This window comes from Bradyrhizobium sp. 87, from assembly GCF_023073015.1.
GTDB classification, from domain to species: Bacteria; Pseudomonadota; Alphaproteobacteria; order Rhizobiales; family Xanthobacteraceae; genus Bradyrhizobium; species Bradyrhizobium canariense_D.
The window spans coordinates 1-23,374 of the sequence record NZ_JADPIQ010000005.1 but is presented as its reverse complement, the minus strand read 5'-3'; the positions used below and the strand labels follow the sequence as shown (position 1 = coordinate 23,374).

Annotated in this window: 21 protein-coding genes and 1 other annotated feature; of the genes, 8 read left to right on the top strand and 13 right to left on the bottom strand. The window is 58.1% G+C overall.

The window, feature by feature from the left end; all coding sequences use genetic code 11:
- A partial coding sequence (locus IVB50_RS01035; RefSeq protein ID WP_247293996.1) for a hypothetical protein occupies positions 1 to 267 on the top strand: 267 nt, incomplete at its 5' end.
- A 543-nt stretch (positions 268 to 810) separates the two neighbouring features.
- Here IVB50_RS01035 and IVB50_RS01030 read toward each other — a convergent pair.
- From IVB50_RS01030 to IVB50_RS01010, 5 genes are all read right to left on the bottom strand, one after another.
- Positions 811 to 1,971 (bottom strand): IS110 family transposase, encoded by a 1,161-nt coding sequence (locus IVB50_RS01030; protein ID WP_247293994.1) that lies wholly within the window; start codon positions 1,969 to 1,971, stop codon positions 811 to 813.
- Positions 1,972 to 2,298: 327 nt separating this feature from the next.
- Positions 2,299 to 3,780, bottom strand: a complete 1,482-nt coding sequence (locus IVB50_RS01025; protein WP_247293982.1) for a SulP family inorganic anion transporter — start codon at positions 3,778 to 3,780, stop codon at positions 2,299 to 2,301.
- Between the two features lie 78 nt (positions 3,781 to 3,858).
- Positions 3,859 to 3,913, bottom strand: a sequence feature (sul1 is cis-regulatory element that is thought to sense ions involved in sulfur or methionine metabolism; They are found in Alphaproteobacteria).
- Positions 3,914 to 4,091: 178 nt separating this feature from the next.
- Positions 4,092 to 4,325 (bottom strand): hypothetical protein, encoded by a 234-nt coding sequence (locus IVB50_RS01020; RefSeq protein ID WP_247293980.1) that lies wholly within the window; start codon positions 4,323 to 4,325, stop codon positions 4,092 to 4,094.
- Positions 4,326 to 4,356: 31 nt separating this feature from the next.
- Positions 4,357 to 5,106, bottom strand: a complete 750-nt coding sequence (locus IVB50_RS01015) for a Crp/Fnr family transcriptional regulator (RefSeq protein ID WP_247293978.1) — start codon at positions 5,104 to 5,106, stop codon at positions 4,357 to 4,359.
- Between the two features lie 507 nt (positions 5,107 to 5,613).
- Entirely contained in the window at positions 5,614 to 6,495 is an 882-nt protein-coding gene (locus IVB50_RS01010) for a LysR substrate-binding domain-containing protein (protein ID WP_247293976.1), read from the bottom strand.
- 101 nt (positions 6,496 to 6,596) lie between these two features.
- On the opposite strand from IVB50_RS01010, the gene IVB50_RS01005 reads away from it, so the two are divergent.
- Entirely contained in the window at positions 6,597 to 7,751 is a 1,155-nt protein-coding gene (locus IVB50_RS01005) for an acyl-CoA dehydrogenase family protein (protein ID WP_247293973.1), read from the top strand.
- 172 nt (positions 7,752 to 7,923) lie between these two features.
- On the opposite strand, the gene IVB50_RS01000 is transcribed toward IVB50_RS01005, so the two are convergent.
- The gene (locus IVB50_RS01000) at positions 7,924 to 9,444 is read right to left on the bottom strand and encodes a winged helix-turn-helix domain-containing protein (protein ID WP_247293971.1); all 1,521 of its coding nucleotides are present in this window, start codon (positions 9,442 to 9,444) and stop codon (positions 7,924 to 7,926) included.
- 136 nt (positions 9,445 to 9,580) lie between these two features.
- Here IVB50_RS01000 and IVB50_RS00995 point away from each other — a divergent pair, with 136 nt between their 5' ends.
- The gene (locus tag IVB50_RS00995; RefSeq protein WP_247293969.1) at positions 9,581 to 10,018 is read left to right on the top strand and encodes a cupin domain-containing protein; all 438 of its coding nucleotides are present in this window, start codon (positions 9,581 to 9,583) and stop codon (positions 10,016 to 10,018) included.
- Between the two features lie 90 nt (positions 10,019 to 10,108).
- On the opposite strand, the gene IVB50_RS00990 is transcribed toward IVB50_RS00995, so the two are convergent.
- Entirely contained in the window at positions 10,109 to 10,312 is a 204-nt protein-coding gene (locus tag IVB50_RS00990) for a cold-shock protein (RefSeq protein ID WP_247293967.1), read from the bottom strand.
- A 161-nt stretch (positions 10,313 to 10,473) separates the two neighbouring features.
- Between IVB50_RS00990 and IVB50_RS00985 the strand changes: the two genes are divergently transcribed.
- The 3 genes from IVB50_RS00985 to IVB50_RS00975 all read left to right on the top strand — a co-directional run bounded on the left by IVB50_RS00985 (position 10,474) and on the right by IVB50_RS00975 (position 11,596).
- On the top strand, positions 10,474 to 10,641 hold the full coding sequence (locus tag IVB50_RS00985) for a cupin domain-containing protein (RefSeq protein WP_247293965.1): 168 nt from the start codon (positions 10,474 to 10,476) through the stop codon (positions 10,639 to 10,641).
- Positions 10,642 to 11,134: 493 nt separating this feature from the next.
- On the top strand, positions 11,135 to 11,422 hold the full coding sequence (locus IVB50_RS00980) for a hypothetical protein (protein ID WP_247293955.1): 288 nt from the start codon (positions 11,135 to 11,137) through the stop codon (positions 11,420 to 11,422).
- Between the two features lie 9 nt (positions 11,423 to 11,431).
- Positions 11,432 to 11,596, top strand: coding sequence for a hypothetical protein (locus tag IVB50_RS00975; protein ID WP_247293953.1), 165 nt, complete (start codon positions 11,432 to 11,434; stop codon positions 11,594 to 11,596).
- A gap of 906 nt (positions 11,597 to 12,502) precedes the next feature.
- Here the strand turns inward: IVB50_RS00975 and minE are convergent.
- The 4 genes from minE to dsr1 all read right to left on the bottom strand — a co-directional run bounded on the left by minE (position 12,503) and on the right by dsr1 (position 18,100).
- Entirely contained in the window at positions 12,503 to 12,781 is a 279-nt protein-coding gene (minE, locus tag IVB50_RS00970; RefSeq protein ID WP_247293951.1) for a cell division topological specificity factor MinE, read from the bottom strand.
- On the bottom strand, positions 12,778 to 13,593 hold the full coding sequence (gene minD, locus IVB50_RS00965) for a septum site-determining protein MinD (RefSeq protein ID WP_247293949.1): 816 nt from the start codon (positions 13,591 to 13,593) through the stop codon (positions 12,778 to 12,780). Before minD ends, minE begins: the two co-directional genes overlap by 4 nt.
- Before the next feature lie 689 nt (positions 13,594 to 14,282).
- Positions 14,283 to 15,377: a hypothetical protein gene (locus tag IVB50_RS00960; protein WP_247293947.1), complete on the bottom strand. Its 1,095-nt coding sequence runs from the start codon at positions 15,375 to 15,377 to the stop codon at positions 14,283 to 14,285.
- Positions 15,344 to 18,100, bottom strand: coding sequence for an anti-phage defense-associated sirtuin Dsr1 (gene dsr1, locus IVB50_RS00955; RefSeq protein WP_247293945.1), 2,757 nt, complete (start codon positions 18,098 to 18,100; stop codon positions 15,344 to 15,346). Before dsr1 ends, IVB50_RS00960 begins: the two co-directional genes overlap by 34 nt.
- Before the next feature lie 749 nt (positions 18,101 to 18,849).
- Between dsr1 and IVB50_RS00950 the strand changes: the two genes are divergently transcribed.
- Entirely contained in the window at positions 18,850 to 19,959 is a 1,110-nt protein-coding gene (locus IVB50_RS00950; protein ID WP_247293943.1) for a hypothetical protein, read from the top strand.
- 1,393 nt (positions 19,960 to 21,352) lie between these two features.
- Here IVB50_RS00950 and IVB50_RS00945 read toward each other — a convergent pair.
- The gene (locus IVB50_RS00945) at positions 21,353 to 21,676 is read right to left on the bottom strand and encodes a hypothetical protein (RefSeq protein ID WP_247293942.1); all 324 of its coding nucleotides are present in this window, start codon (positions 21,674 to 21,676) and stop codon (positions 21,353 to 21,355) included.
- Positions 21,677 to 21,782: 106 nt separating this feature from the next.
- Positions 21,783 to 22,451, bottom strand: coding sequence for a hypothetical protein (locus tag IVB50_RS00940; RefSeq protein ID WP_247293940.1), 669 nt, complete (start codon positions 22,449 to 22,451; stop codon positions 21,783 to 21,785).
- A gap of 491 nt (positions 22,452 to 22,942) precedes the next feature.
- Here IVB50_RS00940 and IVB50_RS00935 point away from each other — a divergent pair, with 491 nt between their 5' ends.
- Positions 22,943 to 23,317: a hypothetical protein gene (locus tag IVB50_RS00935; RefSeq protein ID WP_247293938.1), complete on the top strand. Its 375-nt coding sequence runs from the start codon at positions 22,943 to 22,945 to the stop codon at positions 23,315 to 23,317.
- The last annotated feature ends 57 nt before the right edge of the window (positions 23,318 to 23,374 follow it).

The following is a 23,374-nucleotide window of genomic DNA, read 5'->3' as shown; positions in this document are numbered from 1 at the left end:
ATCGACCGCGCCAATCAGCGCCATCAGGATCGACACCTCATGACCGCGCATCGGCCATTCCGCAAAGCTGTTCGTCATGCCCGCCGCTCATCGACCGGCGACGGCGCAGCGCACCCGAACGCTCATCGGTCGTCGCCCATCCGTCGATCATTGATCGCGTTCGACAACGTCCACCGCCCATTCGATGATAGCGACAGCGTCGTGCCGCGCGCTGCACCGGTTCGAACTCCATCACCAAGCTCGCCTGCAGCGCTCAAATCCCCATAGAGCCTGCCGCATCAGTCCTGCCCACCATGCGCGGTTTCCTTGTATGGGCTTTTGTCAAGGAGGCGGCATTTCAAGAGGCGATAGGTCGGCGCATCTTTTTTCCTTCGTCACTTTCTTTGTTCGATCTGAGAGCCGTTTCTTCGTCCCGACCCGCACTTCGCTTGCGCTGGCGCGCGCAGAAGCTGTCAAGGTTGGCCGTCGCGCGAATCTTACGACAGGCTCCACCGTTGCCAGGCCACACCTTGACAGCTTCGAGCACGACGGCACGGTTGGTGCGATCGGGATGACGATCGGAGGGGAGCCCGCTTGCGGGCGCGATCAATCGCGCCACAACCTTGTATCCGGTGGGTCCAAGGACCCGAACCATGATGCAGTCATGCGCATCGGCAGCGAAGCTCCGAAGCGGCGGACCCATTCTCCCTTTCGGCATTGAAGCCAAGGAAACGCGTCGGGACCCCGCCACCTCGAACCGTCATCGGCGATACCGTCACCAGCGGACGGACAAGGCCGAAACTGTTGGGTCTTCTTCAGTGACCTCCGTGTTTATGATGCCGGCCGCAGAACGACGCCGTCCGGCACTACGCCCTCCCGCACGAGCCGCCACAGGGCGATCAGTAGCTTGCGCGCCAAGGCCACGATCATGGTCTTGCGCGCCCCGCGGGCGTTCTCGGTACGGCTTCGAAACCACTGCGCCAAGACGCTGTCCTTCTGGAACCTGAGAAATCGCCACGCCAATTCGATCATGCCCCGTCTCACTCGAGCATTGCCGGAACGGGTCAGCCCTTTCTCCCGGCGTTTTCTGCCGCTCTCGTCGGGCGAGCCGGTGAGGCCGGAATAACGCGCTACAGCCCGTCGGTCGCGCATGCTTCGCGACAGTACCTCCTGCACCAGCATGTCGGCGGTCTCGACACCAACCCCGATCACCCGCGCCAACAGCCGCACCATTGCGTGTGGTCCATCACTGGGCGCTTGCGTGAGACGCTCCAGGCGAGCGTCCTCGATCTGCCGTATCTGATCGCCGACGAGCCGCCGGCGCGCCATGTCGCGACGCAGCTCAGCCAGGGTGTTGGGCGGGATCGGCTCGCCCTCGGGGGAGCGCAAGCCATCAAGGCGTTCGGAAGCTTTCTTCAGCTTGGGATTGAAGCCGCGGATGCCGAGCCGGATCAACGCCGCTTTCATTCGGTTGACGATCCGACTTTGTTCTCCGATGAGGCTCTCGCGCTCACGGTTGGGGCGCTTGGCATCTTCGTCCTTGATTGTCGGGATCGCGACCATCTTGCAGTGATCACGCTCGCCACGCAACCAGCCGAGAAAGCTGCGTTTGAGCAGTTCGGTGTCGAGACGATCGGTCTTGGCGCGCCGGTGCTCGCGCGATACCGCTACGCTCGATGCGTGAATGACATGCGCCTCGATGCCGCGCGCCCTGAGCCATCGGGCCAGCCAGAAACCGTCACGGCCGGCCTCGAAAGCGACCGCGATGCGTTCGATTCCGTATCCTTTCTTCTGCGCCTCTTCTCGCCAGCGATTGAGCAGTTTCAGCAAGGCGTTCTCGTCGACCTCAAGCTTCTTCGACGGCTGGCGTTCGACGCCAGGCACAATCCCCGCAACGAGCCAGCTCGACAGGCTCATCTCGATCACGGCGATCAGCGTGCCGTCCGGTTTGAGGGACGTGAGGGATCGGCTCAGGTCGTTCAACTTCTGCATGGGGTGCTCCATCGGTTCACATCAGCGCCGATGAATGCCATATCCTTACCTTCCTCACCGCCGCCGTCTGCTGCATAGCATCTCCCTTGGAGGCTTTCGGACGCCGGCCGCCCGAATGTGCCGCGCCGTCAATCATGCGGCCGGCATCCGAAACCCTTCACACAGGCTGACCCCCGCACCGAGTTGCCCTAGGTCGGCTTATCTCCTCAAGGCAGACATAGCGGCCCTGTAAGCGAAGGTCGGCGACGGGCCAACAGGCGACGTCTCAACTTTCCATCGGCATGGTTCCAGGCACGCGCCCAGGCTTCCTTTTTGGAGACAAACGCTTCAGTGCGCAGGCTTCTGCCGCACATTTGGCTTATGGTGAGTGCCAAACCGCTCCACCATTGTCGCACTCGCCTCGTTCAGGCCGATCACCTCGACATGCGCACCGTGTCGACGAAGCTTCAGGACGATGTCATCCAACGCGCCGATTGCGGTGATGTCCCAGAAATGCGCATCGGTCACGTCAATGCGAACGCGCCCTGGCACATCCTGATAGTCAAATGCATCGACGAGACTATTGGATGACGCGAAGAACACCTGCCCGGCGACAAAATAAGTAATCTCCCGGCCATCTGCCGACAGCTCGGTCACGATCCCGAGTAACCGAGCCACCTTTGCAGCGAAAAAGACGCCGCTTAGGACGACGCCGGTGAGCACGCCCATCGAAAGGTCGCCAGTGGCCACCACGACGACGACCGTCGCCAGCATCACCACGCTGGAGCTTACAGGGTGCGAACGCAAGTTGATGATGGACGACCAGTTGAAAGTGCTGATCGAGACCATGATCATCACCGCGACCAATGCTGCCATAGGGATTTGCTTGACCCAATCGCCAAGAACAACAATCAGAAACAGCAAGAATGCACCGGCGAAGAACGTTGAAAGTCGTGTCCGAGCACCGGCGGTAACATTGATCACGGATTGCCCGATCATTGCACACCCGCCCATCGCGCCAAGGAAGCCCGTGACAAAATTGGCGACGCCTTGGCCGACACATTCCCTATTTTTATTGCTGCCGGTGTCGGTCATGTCGTCCACGATTGACGCTGTCAGGAGGCTCTCCAGCAATCCAACCGCAGCCATCGTCAATGAGTAAGGCAGGATGATCTTCAGCGTTTCCAGATTGAACGGAACCTGAGGCACAGCGAAAAAGGGAAGGCTTGAGGGCAATTCACCCATGTCTCCAACCGTGCGCAGCTTGATACCGGAATAGATCGTGAAGCCGGTCAGGACGATGATGCTAATGAGGGCCGACGGCACCCTCTTCGTCATGTAGGGGAAAAGATAGATGATCGCGAGACCCGCACCGACCATCGCGTAGGTTTCCCAACCGACGTGGATCAGTTGAGGAAGCTGGGCCAGGAAGATCAAGATGGCAAGCGCGTTGACGAAGCCAGTCATGACGGAGCGCGAGACGAACTTCATCAACAGACCTAGCCGCAAGGCGCCGGCTGCTACTTGGACCAGTCCCATCAGGACCGTCGCCGCGAACAGATATTGCAGGCCGTGGTCGCGCACCAAGGTGATCATGAGAACGGCGGTTGAGGCGGTGGCCGCCGAAATCATGGCTGGTCGGCCACCCACAACGGCGGTGACACAGGCAATCGAGAACGAGGCGTAGAGGCCCACCTTGGGATCGACACCGGCGACAATCGAGAACCCGATTGCCTCCGGAATGAGAGCCAGCGCGACGAGGATGCCCGACAGCAGTTCGGTTGGGATGTTGCTCAGCCACTCACGGCGCAACGATTGGAAAAAACTCATTTCTGGAACCGATATGAACAGCGAGAGGCGGCGGGCAAAACCCGGTTGGCCATGATTAGCAGATTGCTTATTCGCTGAGGGTTTCCGGAGGATAGGCGCCCGGCCGAGCCACCCGATCAAAATCGGGTCCGACGAGGATCAGAGAATGCCTTCGCTGCGCCGCAACATCAAGAGGAATTTTTGACCAGTGGGAATTGAGGCGGCCCTTCTCTTTGTCGTTTCGTAAGAGTTGAGTTCTGGCACATCATGCCGCTTTCGAGCACGGTCAGCATGCACCATCGAAACCGATCAACGGCTTCTCGCCGCCCGGTTCACCAGCTTTCAGTCTGCTCAACAGTGGCAGAGACTGTCAGGAGAACGCCGCCGTCATTCCTAACGACTATCGCGATGGTGCCCGGACGAGCAGCAAAAGTAAAATCGCGCACGGCCTCGCCTAAGGCAATCATCGCCATCCGGTGAGCTGCAGCAAGGCTCTGTATTTCCTGGCCGAACTCGTCGCGAGTGACCCGCTCCGCTTCATGATAGTCGAAATGAAAACGCGGCATTTGGGGAAAATGAGTAAATGCCCGGACGTTCCTAAAACCCTAGGCCAGCTTTGCTGACAGATCCTCTGCTTGGGTTCAACTCATGCAGATATTCAGGGCTGAACTCGGCTACAACTTGTAGTTCGTCGGCGCGGAGCAGAGTCAGGATGTGGTTTTCCCATTCAATGATGCCCAAACCCCGGAGTTCCTGGATCGTCCTGTTCACGTGAACTATTGAAAGCCCACATGCATCCGCAACATCTTGCTGCGTGAGCGGAATTCGGAAGCTGCCGTTGTCCGCCAGTCCAACAAACTCCATGCGAGTGGTAAGCTCGCAAAGAAGATGCGCGAGTCGACCTAAGGCCTGGCGCGCTCCGAGATTTTCAACCCATTCACGATAGATGGCACCCTGTAACAGCGTTTCGCGCCAAAAAACGTGTGTAAGTCCGGGAGATTCGGCCATCATCTCTCTCAGAGATGAATGGGGCACAGCGGCTATCGTCGAACTGCCTACGCTGCAAAGATCACAATCGGCGATCGGCAAGTGCAGGGTAGGCAAGTCGGGCATGTCCCCAGGCAGGTAGAACGACGAGATCTGATTTCGATCATTCACCACTCTTTGCCGAGCAAGAAAGCCCTCGATCACAACGATGCAGCTGCCGGGCTTGTCTCCCTCGCGCACCGCGTATTCGCCATCAGCCAGGGACTTCACCCTGTATGGCATGCGCGCGAGTCTAAGCTTATCTCGTTCGGACAGACCGCCGACTGCCTGTAGGCGCGCTATTAGCTTGCGGTGCGGCATGATCGCTCCCTTGCACATGCAGGCGGGAGCGCGCGTCTCTCAGCCACCGACGCCTACGGACAAAGCCTCGGCCGGTGATGCTTCAGTAAAGCATGAAATTCGCCAGCGTTCCAGATTCTTCGGCAACGAAGATCGCTTCCTCGCGCTCCGGCCAGATGGAGCAGGGTTTGCATGCATCGGGCTGTCTGTCCTGCAGCGAAGGGGATGCAGGAAGCTTGACTGGACTCCTCGCAAATCAGCGCTTGATGAGGCTGACCAAAAGAACTGGGATGCACTTCGCGCCGTCAGACTGATTGCTGCAGCAGGATTCGAAGATGCCGTAACAAGACCTCGGCTGCGGGAGCTGAGGCCATGCACCGATGCGAATGTCAGCTCCGGGTCACGGGCTGACTTCCGCACCGACTTGGGCCGAGGTCGACTAATCTCCTGAAGGCAGACATTGCGGCCCCAGTAACCAATGGCGGCAACGGGCGTACAAGCGGTGATTGCCGTCGACGTAGCGCCGAACTAGACCTCGGCCCGGGCCCAAGCGATGAACTTCCTTATGGTAGGACCATTCCCGGCACCCGCGCGATGGACGATGTAGAATCCATAGCCACTCAGAGCGACCGGCGATACCGGAACGAGCAGGCCGCTCGCCAATTCGGGGGCGACCAGGACATCGCTGCAGATGGCTACACCTTGACCGGCGATGGCGGCCTCGATGGCGTGAAGTTCCTCTTGAAACCGCAAACTCACAAGCGAAGCAAGTTTGCGCTTGGACAAGGGGAGTGCCGCCCGCTGCCAGCGCTGCCACGTCGGCGCGTGTGTATCGCCCGGCGGCCATGCAGCCTCGATGAGCGGAAGTCGCGCCAGATCGACCGGCCGCGTCTTCGTCGCTCGCGTGTCCACGAGCTTTGGGCTTGCTACCACGTAGAAGGTGTCGCGCATCAACTCGACAACATTTCCATCGGCCGGTGGCCCGAGAGCGTAGCGGATCGCAACATCGGTTTCGTCCGACTCGAGATTGAGCACGACGTCAGTGCCGACAATGTCAAGCTTGAGCCGTGGATGCGCCGCCCGCCAAGACTGCAGCCGTGGCAATAGCCAGCGGGCGGCAAAGGCGTTTGTCGCCGTGATGCGCAGATGGCGGCCCGCGTGGCTGCTCTTGATATTGGAAAGCGTCTCGGCAAATCTTCCGAATCCGTCCCGAACAACCGGAAACAACTGCCTGCCTGCCGAGGTCAGCGCCAGCGGGCGCGGCCGGCGACGGAATAGCGGACGGCCGCAATGCTGCTCCAGAAGCTTGATTTGATGACTGATGGCTGTCGGTGTGACGCCAAGTTCACCCGCTGCATGCTTGAAGCTCAGATGACGTGCCGCGGCCTCAAACGCGCGCAACTCCGTCAAGGGGGGTAACTTTCGCATTGGGAGAATGTAGATGAAATCATCTCATCTGCACATGAAATGTTCGGACTTGCTCCCCGGAAGCAAATGCCGACTATGGACTTATGCGAGAAGATGACAGTGCAGCCCCTTTTCTGGAGGCTCTTCAAGGTATCCAGCCGTTGATTGCCGAACATCGGGCGGCATTCGATCGTGAACGGCAACTGCATGAAGACGTTGTTAAAGCGCTGGCCGATGGAGGGTTCTTCAGGCTCTGGCTACCCGCATCCCTTGGCGGCCCTGAGTTGTCGCCGCTCGCCTTCATGAGCGTCGTAGAACGCGCAGCAGCGCTCGACGGAGCTGTCGGCTGGCTGGTTGGCAATGGAGGCGGTATGAGCCGCGTCGGCGGCTATTTGCCTCCTGCCGTAGTGTGCCGCTGGTTCGAAGACCGCCGCACGTTTATCGTGAGTGCAACGGGGGCCGTAGGGATCGCCATGCCTGCCGATGGCGGAGTCCGCGTCTCGGGACGATGGCCGTTCGGAAGTGGCGCACCGCATGGCACCCACTTCATGGGTTTGGTGACAATGGGCGGAAATCAGGCTCCTGACCAGCCGCGCTTCTGCTGTTATTTTGAACGAAAGCAGGTCACGATTCACGACACTTGGCACGTTTCAGGTTTGCGCGGCACCGGAAGTTCGGACTGGGAAGTCGACAATGCCTACGTTCCTGCCGAATGGATGCACCCGTTTATTGACCACAAACCCGCTGAAGGTGGGCTGCTCTATCGCATTCCAGCTCTCTCATCATTCGCCTGGACGATTGCAGTGGTGCCACTGGGCATCGCACGGGGTGCCATGGAGAGCTTTGCAAAGCTGGCGGGCGGCAACAAGGGGCGGCTCGGGACTGCCGGTCTCATGCGCGATCGGGAAGTCGTGCAGGCAGTGATCGGTCGCGCCGAGACGCTGCATAACTCCGCACGAGCATTCCTTCTCGAGGCGATGACGGAGCTGATGACTGCGACTGATATTGGCGGCCATCGCCTCGTCGACGCGCGCCTGAGATTGCGGATGGCCGCAGCCCATGCGGGCGAGACCGCAGGTCGCATCGTTGACAGCGTGGCGACGGAGGCCGGCGCAGGCTCGATCTTCGAAACCAGCGCACTGGAACGCGCCGTTCGCGATGTGCACGCCGCCACCAAGCATATCGCCTTGAATCCTTCGATCTACGTCACTGCCGGACGCCTTGGACTTGGTTTAGACGCTGGAACAGCGCGATTTTGAGTGAGAGACGGTTCGTCTGCAACGGGTCATGAACGCCCTTAGGACTGCCGGCGGGTTTCTTCCGGTCATCCACTATGAGCCGACCACCTGGGACGCTACTTAGACTTCGCGTTCGGGCCAGAAGCGGACAGCGAGGACGCAACATGGGAACGGCTGGGCGGGTGGTCCACGGCTATAGCACCGCCTTTTTAGTCAATTCTGTAATGCGCACGTCGTAGCTTGGATTGTTTGTTCTAAGTGGTACCACGAAATAGCTACCCGGTCCGCCGACTTCGTGCATTCGCGCGAGCCATCGTTTTGCCTCGTCCAGGCAACCGAGGGCAGCCGCAGAATAAACCTGGACCTCAAATGCAGGGCGAAAGTGCGGCCGCACAGCGAGCGCGCGATTACCGCTATCGAGTGCCCCGCAGGGGTCATTCGCAAGCAGTTGCGCGTATGCAAGAAGCACATACCAAGCGACATTTTGCGGATCGTTTGGGTTCAGCGTCAATCCATGCTCAAGCGGTGCGATAGCGCGTCGAGCGTCGCCATCAAAGAGCAACGCCATGCCAAGGACGAGGTGGCCAAGCGCGAAGCTCGGATTAATCCCTATCGCACTTTGCGCCGCAAGCACAGCAGTGTTGGCAGAGCCGGCATAACAGTGCGCAATCGCGAACGCGTAATGCGAATACGGATCGCGAGGATCCAGTACAATCGCACGGGTGGCAGCCGCTACTCCTTCCCGACCATCAGCGCTCGCGTCGTCAGTCCAGCCGTAAGCAATCAAGCCTGCGCTAACCCGACCGAGCCAGCTGTAGGCTTCAGGTAATTCAGGATCAATGTTGCAAGCGTGGCGGAATAGTTCGCGCGCGGCACGATGACCCTCTCGCGTCACCTTGTGGAAATGCCACATGCCTTGCCGCACGAGATCCCAGGCGGTCACGTTGCCGCTGTGGCGGGTGACCGCGAGGAGCGATTCGCTTTTCAAGAGCTCGGGCTCGATCGCCGCGACCACGCGCTCAGCAATCTCGTCCTGAATCGCGAAGACATCGGCCATCGCTAAATCGTAGCGCTCGGCCCAAAGATGCTCGCCAGATTGTGCGTCAATAAGGTGTGCCGAAATGCGCAGCCTCTGCCTCGCAAGTCGTACGTTGCCATGCAGCGCATAGTGCACGCCGGACGTATTAGCGGCGGCACTTGCGCCATCCATTAGTCCCTCGCCCTGTGAGAGAGCCAGAGCGCGCAGCACCACACGAAACCACCGGTAGCGGAACAGCGCCGTTATAATGTCGTCGGTGATACCGTGCGCAAGATACTCTTTGCCCACCTCGTCGCTGGCAATGCTGAAAGGCAGCACGGCGATTAGCGGCCGCACCTCCTGACCTGAGCCCAAGCAGCTGCCGTCACTGCCCGACAAGGAGCCGGCAAAACGGTAACCGACGCGCGGCACTGTCGTAATCCACTCGCCGCCGTCGCCCCTGCCTCCGAGTAACTTTCGCAATGCCGCAATCTGAACCGACAGATTGCTCTCCTCAACGGCCGCGCCAGGCCACGCCGCGTCCATGAGCTCGGTCTTCCCCACCGTCTCCCCCGGCGTCCGCAAGAGCGCAGTGAGTAGCGCGACCACTTTCTGGTTGGCAGGCACAAGGCGTCCGTCGCGCGTCAGCGTGCCGCGCATGGTATCCAGGACGAACGGACCGAAGCTGAATTTCATGCCGCAAGCTTAACCTGTGTACGACAGGCTGCGTAGCGGCCATTTGGAACAATTTGGAAGTTTTCGGAAAGCCTTTAAGGACTCCCCATCGACTCCGGGAGATCATACTGCCGCACACGAGACAGGAGAGCCAATCATGAGCAGCGCAACCGCGACGTTACCGTATCTCCTGCCCAGCGAACGCGGTATGGTGGTAAAGGGGGCGTCCGGATACCGGACTGAACAAGGGTCCGATTATCAGCCAGGCATCAGTGCGGAAACAGCTGGCTCGCAGGTAATCTGGCTCGGCTTGATGGCGCTCCCGCCCGGAGCTCGCACCAAGGCGCACGTACATGCAAAACACGAAACGGCGCTCTACATGATGAGCGGAGATGTCCTTGAGCTTTGGACCGGAAAGGAGCTGGAACATTGCGACAGCGTTCGGCCCGGCGACTATGTCTTCATCCCTGCTAACGTGCCGCATGTAGCAGTCAATCGCGGGGCGACACCGGCGGTCTTTATGGGCTCCCGCAACGAAGCCAGTGCTCAGGAGAGCCTCGTCCTGCATCCAGATCTGGATGCACGGGTGCCATGAGGCTCAGACTATAAACGGGTCGACCCTAAATCAAGCGAAGTCCGCTTTAGCCAATAGGCCCGCCAGCGTGAACCGGCAGGCATATTATCGCTAGCCAACCCTCAAGTTTTCGGCCGACGTTTTGCCGCGGTTGCTCATTTCCTCGTAGCTCACCTTCGCACCCTCGTTGAGAGTGCTCAGTCCCGCTTTTTCGACAGCGGAAATGTGCACGAAAACATCCTTGCCGCCGTTGTCTGGCTGAATAAACCCAAAGCCTTTGGTCGAGTTGAACCACTTCACAGTACCTGTCGCCACGTCCGTCTCCTCGCTTGAGCAATAGCACCAGCCTAGACCGAGCACCCACGCTGGGCAACCCCCGGTGGGAGTGTACTGAACCGACTCCACTTGCGTCACTTTTCACATTCGCAGCAAACGCCCAAGACTCGCCATTTCGAAAGGAATTAAAGCGAGCGGATTTGACCGGCACAAATATGGAGGTCATCACCAGCATCTCGGAGATCAAGCCCGGCGATACCTCAACGCTCCATATCCATCATGGAGAAGAGTCATTTTACGTTTTAGAAGGAGGCACCATTGAACTTCCGGATGGCAAACAAGTGCCCCAACCGGCATTGCTGCTGTAAATATTCGGGATACTCCCCACGGGTCTTTCAAGGTCGTTGAGGCGGTGAAGCTGCTGACGGTGCACATCGTCGATAAGGGCAAACCGCTCTACGACAAGCCGGCCCCCAAGTAGGATATGCAAAGGGGCGCTCATCGTTGCTTGATTTGATGGCGCCCTGCCACGGCGCGAATGTCGCCATTTCGGCCATCGCTTTCTTCGGGGCGGTGTAGCCAAATCTCGGCTCATAGGGGCAGACCGGACGTTTACTGCTGAGCGCCACGCCGAAGCCGTTGAGTCATCCAGTCATTGCTTTGAGCGAATTCGTGGACGCTTCTAGTGTAGCGAAACATTGGGGGCTCTCTGTCTCTCGTGCCCATGAGTTGGGAGCCGACGAGCCCAAGACTTAGGAGGAGCGAGGGCATCGCTAACAGGGTCCGGCGGATCAGGCGCCTAGCGCGATTGATGACCGTCGTGCAGCGAAAAAGGGCGTGAAGCTTAGGGACAAAGGCATTATGGACGGCAAGCTTTCGCTCTCGGTATTCACAATCGAGGTGGATCGAAACCCGGTCATTGCTTTTTCAACTCGAAAATATTCGGATGCTGAGACGATCTGTGCCGACCAAAGAGTCCGCGACAAGCTCAGTTCGGCTCGCTCGGACGGCAGACCTCTTTGTGACGAACTCGCAACCTTGCGCGTGCGACTGTCCAATTCCGACGAAAAGAAGCTTTACCGAGAGCAGACCGCGGCGCGATCGGCAGATGCTGGCCTCCCAGTATATTTGATCAAGATAGATGGATAGCTAAAACTGATGTCTGACCAAGAAACCCACGCGGACACGATGCTAACGGTGGCGCCGTTCGAGCATGCCGAGATCGGACCGGAGCTTTTCCGGGCGGCCTGCCGCATGGGCCTTGAAGGTCTCGTCTCGAAGCATCGCGATCGGCCCTACCGCGGCGGCACGCAAAAGCACTGACAAGGTGAAGAACCGCAGGCACCCAGCAATGGATCGAGAGCTGTGATGGCCGCGGAATTTGAGTAGCCCAGTTCCCAATGAATCAAGTCCGTGCGGGATCTATGCCGCACGGACTTGATTGCAACTGTCCAGGCCCAGCCGGATTCCGTCGCAGCAGATGTAGCGTTCCTGCGATGCCCCTCGAAGGAAGCCCGTCATTTGCGACGGGCTCAAGGTCAGGGAGGAAAGCGCCATGAAGGCGCGGGCTAAACTTTATAACGAATCGCGCCAGTACGGTGTGTCGCAACTCACACTGTGGATAACAAAAGTGCCCGTCGGTCGCGCCATTCGATCGAGCCGCATCAGCCTTGATCCGGCTGCTGAGACTGCCGGTCCGCGCACGATCAATGCACCACGCCGAGGTGAGCAGCCGTCGCGGATGCAGGGCGTCATCACACCCATGGAGCTCTCACACCCATACCCCGTGAGATCATGTAGCGTCTGCCGTGGGACATCGAAGCCGTTCGCCGCGGCGCTGGCAATGGCCGCCCCGCGGTGGGCGACGTCCGCGGCTTTCACCGCCGCTGCGTAGGTCGGTATGCGGCCGGAGTCCCGTCGAAGGCTGCCTTAGCCGCCGCGAGCGCGTTTTGCCTCGTGCTCTCCAAGGTGATGTTGGCCCTATGGCCGCCTCTCGCGATAACGTGCTCATTTCGATTTCTCCTAGGCGGGGATCGGCTGATCGACGGGAAGACGCAACGCTTGCAGCAGTGACGGATTGAGGACCGCAAACGCTTGAAAGAATTTGGCGAGTGCGTCGAGCATCCCGGGCCGACCGGGTTTTCCCTCGTCGAGCTTTGCAGCCTCGCGAAAGCCACGCGGTATTCCCGGGTAAATGACCCCGTGCTTTCCTCAGGGGCAGGACCTGCGTCAGCCTGCGGCTGCGAACCGTTTATCGAAGTCATTGGGCAGCTCGATATCGACTTCAAGCGTCGACACACTTTCACCTCTATCCATCCGAACGATAACTTTTTCCGGATCGAGCATGACGTGTCGCGAGACCACGGCAAGTATCTCTTCCCGCAGAATCCCCAGTAAATTCGGCTGGCCGCGCAGGCCGCGTTCGTGCGCCAAAAGAATTTGCAGCCTCTCCCGGGCAGCCGGGGCGGAACCGGGGCGGCGGAGCAACCGCAAAAAGTTCATGCTCATGCCGCCCTCCGTCCAAGCAGCCGTTCCATAAAGCCCTTGCGTTCGACCGGGACCATCATCGCAATTGTCTCGCCATTCAGGCGCCGCGCCGCATCGGCATAGGCTCGGGCGGGCGCGCTTGTGGCGTTGTTCAGCGTGACCGGGGAGCCGACGTTTGACGCCCGCAGGACGTCCTGGCTTTCGGGAATGATGCCCAGAAGTGGAGTGGTGAGGATTTCGAGAATGTCATCGATGCTGAGCATTTCGCCTCGTGCTGCGCGGCCCGAGTCATACCGGGTGATCAGCACGTGTTTCTTCACCTGTTCGCCCTTCTCTGCCTTTGCAGTCTTGGAATCGAGCATCCCGATAATGCGATCAGCATCACGGACGGACGAGACTTCCGGATTCGTGACGATAACCGCTTCATCCGCATAGCGCATCGCAAGGGTTGCACCTCGCTCAATGCCCGCCGGGCTGTCACAGAGCACCCAATCGAACTTGGTTCGCAGATCGGCGATGACGCGCTCGACCCCCTCATCGGTCAGGGCATCCTTGTCCCTAGTCTGGGATGCAGGAAGCAACCATAGATTCTCGAGCCGCTTGTCGCGGATCAGCGCCTGCGAAAGCTTTGCAACGCCGTGCACGACGTTGATGAGGTCGAATACAACGCGTCGTTCCGCCCCCATGATGAGGTCGAGATTGCGCAGGCCGACGTCGAAATCGACAACTACGACTTTTTCTCCGCTTTGGGCGAGCGCTGCACCGAGCGCGGCGGTGGAAGTGGTTTTTCCAACGCCGCCTTTACCTGACGTCACGACCAAGACTTTGGCCATCCTTACCTCCTTTGCCGGCGCGCCCGACAAGGAATCCGGGCGAACGGGCAAGCGTTGCGTCGATTCCCAAACCAGTTCACAATTGGCATGACCGGGGAAAACACGAACGTGACGTAAGACCGGCCACGGACGAACCGACCGACGTTGCAGCCGCACCTTTGAATCCAAGAGTGCCGACTCGCTGTTTTTGGTTGGTTTGTTTTAGATTGAGCGGTGTTCGTAAATCACCGGTTAACGACGTCTTCTTTTCGGCTGCGGACTTGAACAAGCCGATTCCGGCTGAACTCCGTGTTAGCGGACATTCTGGGACTTCGGGTTCGCGTCATGAGCGTCGTTGCGCTGCGATACACGTCGGCCAGTCGTTTCGGCCATGGCCCTTCAGCGACGACGCACACTTCACATGCTTGTTCCGATGGCCCCGGACGGCCAGCAAACGAAACGCTGCAAGTACTTGAAAAGTTGCCGCGCAAAGGCCAAGCCGCTGGAGCGGCCGCTAAGGGTCAGAATACGAAAAACTCAAGGTGAGCAAATCTGGTCCGCTATACCTCGGTCAGCAGACCTCATGGCGTGGGCCTTGCTGGAATTGCTGGCGCGGAGCACACCGGCTGCACTTACATCGAGAACCCAGCCCGGCGTAGCCCACGATTAGCCGGTTAGCAGCGCGCACCCCAATGTGAGCCTTATCGCGACTAATGCCCACGCCGTCGGGCGTAATCAGCTAGCCGATGATACCGATGGTCATTAAGCAAAGGCGGCTTCGCTTGTGTTATAGCTTCCAAGCAATCCTTTAGCTCACTCGGTGCCCAAAACTGATCCGCTAAGATCGCCGCGAGCAAGCGTAGTGAAGCTTCTGGGAATCGGGCGCATAGTCCTGATGTATGGAGCTGATGCACAGCGTAGTGAGGGTGCTCGATCGGACGTAACCAATCTGCGATAGCAGCCAGCACGGAAGGAAACGTATCTCCCCCCGCGATGCACATGATGGCGAGTGACTCAGAAAGGCTGTTCGACGCTATGTCGCGCGACTTTGGCCAAATTTGTTGCCAGAAGGGTTGAACTCGATTTGTCCAGTAATCCTCCCGCTGCGCACCAGCACCTCCAAGCGCTTGCGAGAGGGCCTGCACCACTTCCTGCAAGCCCTCGACTGGCAGGGATCCAACAGCGTCTTGGAAGTCCTTGGACGTGTAACCTTCCGCCGGCTCCAAGGCGGAGTAGGTGAGGAATGCTGCAAACTGTCGGCCATGATCGCCGAGACTTTGGTAGTGATGCGCCGTAGATAGGAATTGCGGCTTGAAAGCAATGAGGAGGGGGCGGTACAGCCGAGGTGACCACAGAAACCCCTCCCAAGCTGCCTTTGCTTCGCTCGAACTGTGCTCCCAGTCAAAAAGAGGCAGCAGATTCTTCTCGGTCCATGGACGATCTACCCGAAACAACGCGATCAGGTGTGACGCCAACAACACCCGCCCGTGACGGAAGCGCGCGACTCCAATATCGCACATCGCTGTGAAAAACGGCTCGATGTCAGCAGGCAGCCCTTCATTGTCATTGGGCTTGCGTTCGAACCAAAGATTCAGCAGTGCCTCCGCGACGTGGCCGATCGGATGATTGATGGCATCCGTCACAGGTTCGTTGATTGGCTTTCCGTCCTTACTGATCCCAGTATCCGGGTCCTGAAATACCGAGAGCAGGCGTCCGCAAAGGTCGAGCAGGACCGTCTCATGTGGATCAGCGCTCTTAGAGGCCGCCCTCATCAACCAAGTAAGGCTGTGAGCGGTCGCCTGCATAACCGCGTCAGGCATCCTGGCCAGCAGGGGGCCGCATGGCGCCACGACCGAGCAATTAGGATCCCCTCGCTCCACGCCTGTAGCGCCTCTCTCCAACGCCCGGCAGGCCAAATTCCCTCGCTGGCTAGATCGCATAAAGCAAAGAGACTATGAAAAAACCGAGTCCGACAGGTATCCAGCCATGTGTCTTCATCATAAAAGGACGACATCTTCGGCTGCGGCTGCTTGAGCCATTGAACCAAGTCCGCCCGCTTACGAGGTGCGATGTCGACACGCCGCTTCGATTCAAAGTCGGGGTCGCCCGTTCCACTCATCCAGTGGGAGAATTCGTCCTGTTGATCTTTAGCCAACCGGCGACGAGACTCTGCGGCCGTCAAGCTTTCGAGGCGCAGAGAAGCGTCTTGCCCTAGCAAGCCGCCGCTCTCGCGTAGTTTGGCGAGACGCAGCCAAACTGCGTCCCCTACGATCGATTCCCAATCCCCCGAGGGGAGGCCCTCTCGATACATGTGACGTGGCGGGCCGGCCAAAATTACCGTCTCCAATGTGGCTCTATTTGCAGGCGACAGCTCCGATCCTTGAAGCACTAGCAATCTCATTGTCTCGCGCTTCGTGCCCCCGGACCATAGCCACCAACCATTGTTCGAAGCCAACCATTCGACCCACTTTTCTGAATTGATAACGTCATCCTGGCTGGCGGCAAACAGTGCCAACCGCTTGAATGTCGGATAGGGTACATCGAACCATGCTAGCGCTATGTGCCGGGCGCGCTCGGGCGCGGATTTGCGGGTTTCAAGCCACGCATCCCGCACTAACTCGATCAACGTCACCCAGTCGCGGAAACCCCGGTTCTGCCAATGTGGCGTGATCGATGGCAAATCCCAGTACGAACGGTCATCTCGGTCATCCGCTTCGCCTAACTCCCGCAGCAAATCCAGTGCATCGCGCAGCAATTGCTGAAAGTCATCCAGAACGGCGGGCAACGCCGTTTGCCATTGGTCATCCGCCAGATCACGAAGGGACGTACGGACGTGATCCGCGGCGAGCACGAGTTCCCAGTCGACCAACTCCTTAATGCGCGTTGCCTCTTCCGTGCCCTCTTCTGAGCCCCAACGGAAAGGCTTTTTCAACGTAACCTTCGGCGACAGTAGCTCGCGGAGTTGCAGCCGCAGCGGTGTATTCAGTCCTTCGCGTTTAAGACGATCCTTCCAGCGGTAAAAATCTAGCTCGCGCCATGGTGCTTTTACGCGGCCCGTGAGCAGCAGGCGCCAGATTGTTTGCATCAATGGGCTGGGAATGGCGTTTGGCGATTGGGAACGGATTTCGTCCAGTTCGGCCGTCCTTCCTTCCCGAAGTAATTGAGCAAAGCGGTTCAATTGTTGCTCGATCAGCCACGTCCAGCGCTCGTGCAATTGGCCGCCGCGCTGCGCCAGCCAAATCAGCAATGCTGGATCGTTCAAATGTCGGGCCAGCCAGCGGGCCAGATGGAACATCACGTCGTCCCATTGGCTGCCGCCAACTCCACCTGAGACGATTGTCATCCATGGCGCATGTCGATACGGCGCAGGGCGTTGGACCAGGCTAAACCGTAACTTGTCATCGGCCTCTCTACGTGGAGGGACCCCAAAGCGATTCAAGTCAATGTGCAGGTATCGTTGATCCGAGAACGCCTCTAGCCATTCGAGCGCCGGTACGGGATTAAAGTCCGCGAATCGCTTCGCAGGCAAGCCTGACTCGTCGGACACTGCCCAAAGCATTCGCCCCACAAAGTCATCTTGCTGAGTGCTGCCGGATGGTCGCGCAAGAGCGTGCGCAACGACGATCCCCTCCTTGCCGAGCGTGCCGCCCCGATAGGTGGCGGCCCACAACTTCAATGTATCGTGCAGCGCCGAGTGACTGCCCGAGCGGACCTCGTAAAGGATGGGTGTGACACCCTTCGCCGCCCATTCAATCGTCTTTGCGTGTTCTTGCCCCCGCTCGCAATCGCCGAGGGCATAGGCTTGCGGAATGAATTCGCCCAGCATGCGGTCGGCAGCTAGTGCGTCCATCATGTAGCGAAGTACCGGATCGTTGATGCTGTAGCCGACGAAACATACGAGATAATTTCGGAACAACTCGCCGACAAACCGCGCCGCCCACCTCTCAGTCAGATATGCTAGGCCAAAATCGCCGCTGGTGAGCACCAGCCGGTTGAGCGCGGTATCGTCCGGTTTGGCTGGTAGCAAACCATGTAGATAAACTAGTCCGTTCCACCGGCTGTTCTTCGGTATAGGAAGCATCGGCGCGGCGTAGGCGTCGAATGCCTTGCCGGGACGTTTTCCTACTCGTTCGAACACGCGGTCGAAATTGGTAGTCACCAGACGCAGTGAGCCATCGCGACAGCGCGCTAACTCAAGCAGCGCCTCGTGACTATCCGCGGCACCCTTGCGGCGCCACTTAGGTTTGAGGGCTTCCGCCAGCTTTTGTCGAACTGGGATTCGATTTCCAGGTAGTCGGCGTTCCAACAGATCGAGAGTGGCGTCGAATTGATTGCGCTCGTAGGCCTCTTGCTCAATGGCCAAGCGGCTGGTGCCAACGCGCCTGTAAATCTCGTCGACCAGTCCCTTGAAACCTGGCAAGCCAGCAGGATAGGAAATCCCTGCGCCGCAGAAGAAAACAACCCGGCCTTCCTCATGTGCTTGCAAAAGAGCGTCTGGAATGTCGGGGCCGTTAGCGACAAATTGCATGAGTTTCAATCATTGTTAGGCGCGTGCAGCGCGAGCCGTGCTCTACGTTACTACCCCTTAGGACGGGTGATTCGTACGGCTTCGAGAATGACACGTTAGACGAGCGTTGGCCGGCACCTGCTCGCTTATCCAGCTAATTCACAGTTTTCGAAAGTCGGGGCACATGCGGAGCGTGGGTAGAGCGCCGCGGATCGCTAGGCGCTCTCTCGGGATGCGCGCTCGCACAGTCGCGTCCTGCTTTTGCAACAAAATCGGAAGTAGAACGGAAATACCCGCGACACGTCACTACGTCGGCCGTTAACTCGAATCGAGAGGACTAAGGACTTGGATCAGATAATTTCGTGATAAGGTTGGATAAGGACAACGAGACGCCCGATGCCAACACTATCGAAGCCGACGCACGAAATTATCGCCAACTCCCTTGCGTCAGGGATGAGCCAAGCGGATGCCTACCGGGCGGCTGGTTACGTCTATAAACCAGCGAATGCGAGTAGGCTCTGCAGGACTCCATCCATCGAAGCACGAGTTCGAGAGATCATAAGCGAGCGCGCCAACAGCGAGGCCAAGGCACGAGAAATCGGAATAGCACGAGTTCGAGCTGACCTGAACCCTCTTTGCACCTTCAATGGTCTGATTAAATGGCATTGTTGTATGGCATTACTGGCCATCATGTCCTGCGCGCTGAAAGTCGCAGTGCGAACGGCTGAGTGAGCCCTGGCTCGCCAATAGTGTCCGATGGGGGAGATGCCATGAAACTTGTCAGAGATGCGCGCACATTACGCAGTAAGGCGATCTCCTCACTGCGGATTGCGATGATGACCTTCAACTCATATGACGATGACGGCCGGATAACGACAGTGCTGTTGCATCTTCAGCACGCCAGCGAGATGTTGCTTAAGGCGGCGCTCGTGCAAGCGAAGGTGAAGGTATTCGACAAAGAAAGTGGTCAATCTTTAGGTTTCGAAAAATGCCTCCGCTTATGCCAGAACGGCCATGGGCTCAGCGCCGAACAGGCTGGCACGATGCGTGCGATCGACAGCCTTCGAGATGCCGCACAACATTGGTTCGTCTATGTGGCTGAAGACCTGCTTTACCTCCACACGCGCGCGCTGGTCACGGCGTTCGATGAGTTTCTAAAACGTAATCTCGACACGGACCTTCGGTCCCACATACCGCCCCGCGTGCTTCCGGTCTCGACTTTGCCCCCCGGCGACTTCACATTTTTAGTGGATCGCGAGTACAAGCTCATACATGATCTGCTGAAACCCGGAAGAAGACGGCGCGACGAGGCACGAGCGCGCATTAGAGCGCTTCTCGCCATGGAAGCCCTGGTCGCCGACAGTGTTAAAGTGTCTGAGAAAGATATTAACCGGGTGGAGCGGGGCATTCGCGAAGAGCAGCAGCTGAGCGCTGTCTTCCCGCGCCTGATCTCTGTGGGGACAAGTAGCAGCGGGCAAGGGGCAACCTTTACGGTACGCTTCTCGAAGAAAGAAGGCGCGCCTGTTCGCTACGTGGGCGGCGACGATCCGGAGGCTGCAGCAGCCGTACGGGAAGTCGATCTTCGCAAGAAGTATCATCTACGAGCATCTGAACTGGCAAAGCTGCTCGGCGTAAATTCGAACCAAGCCAAGGCCATCCGGCATACGCTCGACATGGACCAAGACCCATCGTGCTGTCACGTGTTCGAGTTCGGCAAAACAAAGATCGCCTGCTTCTCCGATAATGCCAGCAGGAAAATGAAAGACTTCATCGAAAGCGGTGCTGACCTTGACAAGGTCTGGAAGGACTACCGCATGGCTTCTAGAGAGCGGTTGCCATCTCAAGGCCAAGCTCTGTCAGCCCTGGCTCGGGCGACCTGACTTCAATCATCTTTGTGACAAGTCCTCGTCAACTCGTTTGAATTCAAAGCGTGCGGCCGATGATACGCCCCCTCCGCCATATTCGATTACAGATCAGCCAGTTCGGCCACGATCAGCATTAGCGGCGGTGAGAGACGTCTAGCCAGTTTGGCGCCTGTCGTAGCAACCAGACTTCGGATTATTGTAGCGCAACCGACTTCCAGCGCGCTAGGCTAGTGCCCTGCGCCATCTCGGGCAGGCTAGTATCGAGCCGCGCCCCCTCTCTCAATCGCTCAGAAAAGAGAGAAAGAGCCTTGTTTTGGGTAAAGTCGGGCGCCCCGTGCAACTAATTGCAATCGGGGTGCCAATTCCTCACCCTGATCGTCCATTGCAGACAGAACCCTCCATACCTCGTACCGATCTAACCGCGTCCAATTCCCCCGCGCGGAGGCCAAGCCTCTCCGTCGGTCCAAATGGGCTGGAGCAGGAAATGCTTCAAACTGGGGCTATGCCTTCTTCCGTTCGGCCGGTCGCCGGGCTGGTGCTGCGAACCTATTGTCAACCTATCGCGCACATGATGAAAGCTTCTCGCGGAGCCGCTTGCGATGAAGAAGCTTTTTACGATCGGATACGAAGGCACGAACCCGGACGGTCTGTTTGCCGATCTAAAGCGCAGCGGGGTACGGCTGCTAATCGACGTTCCGCGATGCGCCGATTTCGCGCAAGCGAGGCTTTTCGAAAGGCGCACTGGCCGATGGGCTGACAAGTGTCGGGATTGAATACTTACATCTCAAAGGGCTTGGTGATCCAAAACCGGGGCGGATCGCTGCCCGGGAAGGACGATACTCCGACTTCCGTTCAATTTTTGGCGCGCACATGTTGACCAGTGTAGCGCAGAAGGCGCTCAAGGAAGCCATCTTGGCAGCGTCGCAAACGACCGCATGTTTGCTTTGTTTTGAGCACGACCACACAAATTGCCATCGGAGCATCGTGGCCAGCTCCATGCTGCGACGAGGCGAGTTTTCCGTTGTTCATTTGCGAGCCAACAAATTAACGGCTAAACGCTTTTCCGCGAAGAAGTCTGATGACAGGACAGCAGCCTACATCGGGTAGCACCGAAACCATCGTCATCGTTAAGGCAGCCCCCCAGGTAGGCCGTCGGCATGGGGAAACTGTTTGCTGCGCGGGCCTCGATCTTTACGGGAATTGGCTCCGTCTATACCCTGTTTCCTTCCGGATGCTTGAGCATTCGAAGCGCTTTGCGCGCTGGGACCGAATTAGGTTCAACTGGCGGCTGCCCAACGATGACACCCGGATCGAAAGTCGTCGCGTCGATCAACAGTCAATAGAAATAGTCGGCGATCTGAAAAAATCTGAACGCGACCGGTTCTTGGCAAGATCGGTGGTGACCAGCCTAGCGCGCGAACGAGAAGCTGGAAAAAGCTTTGCACTTCTTAAACCGGAAGTTATCGCATTTAGGATCGAGAAGAGAGACGAAACCGAAATCGATGAGGAACAGAAGATATACGACGCAATTATCCCATGCGCAGGTGGAAATGATCGGTTTGGCTGTCGGGTTGCCCCAGTCTTTCGTGGCGATGATGTAGTAGCAGTGGGGCGGACCGCTGATGTGCATCTCAATATCGCCGTTCGGGTTAACATGGCAAAGTCCATTGCCAACGCAAATCTGCGGATCGAATTTTGCCTTCGCGTTCGCCGCGACCGGCAGCAACAGCAAGAACGAGGTACCTCATGGGCTGGGCCGGTAGTTAGGGCAATAAAGCTCGTGTGCAAGAGCCGGGGTGGCGATCAGCAGCCCCAGTGCAATTAATTGCATTTTCATCTCACCCTCCTTGGTTTTTGAATGATGGGATGATGGGATGATAGGTCTTGGTCCGGGGGCAGAACTGCCTGGCAGCCTCGGCGGCCGTCGTTTTGCCATCACAGATTTGGTAGCACAGCCCGCTGAATTTATCGGGGCTGCCCGCCACGTATTCCGGCATGTGGTGGCGCAGCAGCAGCTTGCTGATCTCGGGCGCCCAGCCTGCCTTGTAGTTCACCTGTGGAAGGCAGACCTTCACGGCGCCGCGGTACTCCACGTAGTCCTCGTCCGCCCTGGCGCACAGCTCGAAGTATTCCTTGATGGTGGCGCACTCGTCCTTGTTAAATTTAAGATTTTGAGTGAACAACCGGCAGGACGAAACGACGTCAGTCTCTTCCGGGTTTGCCGTCGCCTCGCAATCCGCTACCTGCGTGCTACCACTGGGCGGCACCACGACGGCGCGGCCAGTAAACTTGAATTTGTTGCTCGCCGTACATTCAACATCTTTGAAACCGCAGGCCCAGATCATCTCTACGCCCGTCACTTTCAGGTGCTTGCTCTCGAAATGCTTTTGAATATCGCTCTTGGCCTTCTCGCCGAGCATCTGCAGCTTGATAGCCTCTGAGCTGGTGATCTCGTCAGCTACGGCCGGGGTGACGAGCAGCCCCAGGGCCAGGGCAGCGCGGTACATGGGAAAACTCCTCTAAATGAACGAAGAAATGAGAGAAGTTTAGTGAGTGGACACCGTGAGTAAAGAGAGGACCGCACCAGGTCCAGAGGCACGCCCACGATGTGAGTAGACCGCAAGCACCGACGCCACAAAAATCGTCTCGAAAATTTCCACCAAACTCGCTCGCCAGAGCGGGGGGTTCCGGCGGCAATTCGGATCAACTTCCAATTTCACCAGCCTCTTGGCACTTCGCTGGTAGGGCTGCGCCACAGGAGAAAATCCGCCCCGCCTTGGAAGTTGAGCGCTCAACAGCTCCTACACCAAGGTGATCTCGTCCTGGGCGCCTTATTTTCATGTGTGCTGTGGGGTTGGATGGTCGAATATATCGCGAGCTGGCAGGCTCTGGCTTGGTCTGGCAAAGGTATGCCATTGTGCATTTAAGCACCCCGAGCAGATTTTACCTGCTTTCTGTGGTGGGAGACCCGATTTCAGTCTTTGTATAGAGAGACATAATGCGTCCCATGTTCACCGTCCACGCTGGCGAATTCTTGGTCGGTCAGCACATCGAGACCAGCTTCAAGGACAAGAGGGTTTGGCTTCCTTCGAAGGATACCGGCGTCGATCTCTTAGTTACCAATGCGCGGCATTCTAGAAGTGTCACTTTGCAAGTGAAGTTTTCACGGGACTTTCTACCAATCATGAAACTCGCCGCGTCAACGCGCCAGCATTTGCGAGCGTGCACTTGGTTCTCTTTCGACCGCAATAAAATCGCGCGGTCACCAGCCGACTTTCGGGCTTTGGTATTGCTCGGTTTTGAAAATAAAAGTCGCGACTACCTAGTAGTCCGTAAGCGCGAAGCCGATACCCTTGCTTCAGAATTCGAATGAACGTGCGAAAGAAGCCTCCGGCTTGGACGGAGGTTTGGGATGGGATTGGACAGCAAA

Excerpts from the sequence above, each read along its gene's own strand:
- IVB50_RS00975 (WP_247293953.1), top strand. The coding sequence starts at position 11,432 with ATGTCTGACCAAGAAACCCACGCGGACACGATGCTAACGGTGGCGCCG.
- dsr1 (WP_247293945.1), bottom strand. The coding sequence starts at position 18,100 with ATGCAATTTGTCGCTAACGGCCCCGACATTCCAGACGCTCTTTTGCAA.
- minD (WP_247293949.1), bottom strand. The coding sequence starts at position 13,593 with ATGGCCAAAGTCTTGGTCGTGACGTCAGGTAAAGGCGGCGTTGGAAAA.
- IVB50_RS01025 (WP_247293982.1), bottom strand. The coding sequence starts at position 3,780 with ATGAGTTTTTTCCAATCGTTGCGCCGTGAGTGGCTGAGCAACATCCCA.
- minE (WP_247293951.1), bottom strand. The coding sequence starts at position 12,781 with ATGAGCATGAACTTTTTGCGGTTGCTCCGCCGCCCCGGTTCCGCCCCG.
- IVB50_RS00935 (WP_247293938.1), top strand. The coding sequence starts at position 22,943 with ATGCGTCCCATGTTCACCGTCCACGCTGGCGAATTCTTGGTCGGTCAG.
- IVB50_RS00995 (WP_247293969.1), top strand. The coding sequence starts at position 9,581 with ATGAGCAGCGCAACCGCGACGTTACCGTATCTCCTGCCCAGCGAACGC.
- IVB50_RS01005 (WP_247293973.1), top strand. The coding sequence starts at position 6,597 with ATGCGAGAAGATGACAGTGCAGCCCCTTTTCTGGAGGCTCTTCAAGGT.
- IVB50_RS01020 (WP_247293980.1), bottom strand. The coding sequence starts at position 4,325 with ATGCCGCGTTTTCATTTCGACTATCATGAAGCGGAGCGGGTCACTCGC.
- IVB50_RS01015 (WP_247293978.1), bottom strand. The coding sequence starts at position 5,106 with ATGCCGCACCGCAAGCTAATAGCGCGCCTACAGGCAGTCGGCGGTCTG.
- IVB50_RS01030 (WP_247293994.1), bottom strand. The coding sequence starts at position 1,971 with ATGCAGAAGTTGAACGACCTGAGCCGATCCCTCACGTCCCTCAAACCG.
- IVB50_RS00980 (WP_247293955.1), top strand. The coding sequence starts at position 11,135 with ATGGACGGCAAGCTTTCGCTCTCGGTATTCACAATCGAGGTGGATCGA.
- IVB50_RS00950 (WP_247293943.1), top strand. The coding sequence starts at position 18,850 with ATGAAACTTGTCAGAGATGCGCGCACATTACGCAGTAAGGCGATCTCC.
- IVB50_RS00960 (WP_247293947.1), bottom strand. The coding sequence starts at position 15,377 with ATGCAGGCGACCGCTCACAGCCTTACTTGGTTGATGAGGGCGGCCTCT.
- IVB50_RS00940 (WP_247293940.1), bottom strand. The coding sequence starts at position 22,451 with ATGTACCGCGCTGCCCTGGCCCTGGGGCTGCTCGTCACCCCGGCCGTA.
- IVB50_RS01000 (WP_247293971.1), bottom strand. The coding sequence starts at position 9,444 with ATGAAATTCAGCTTCGGTCCGTTCGTCCTGGATACCATGCGCGGCACG.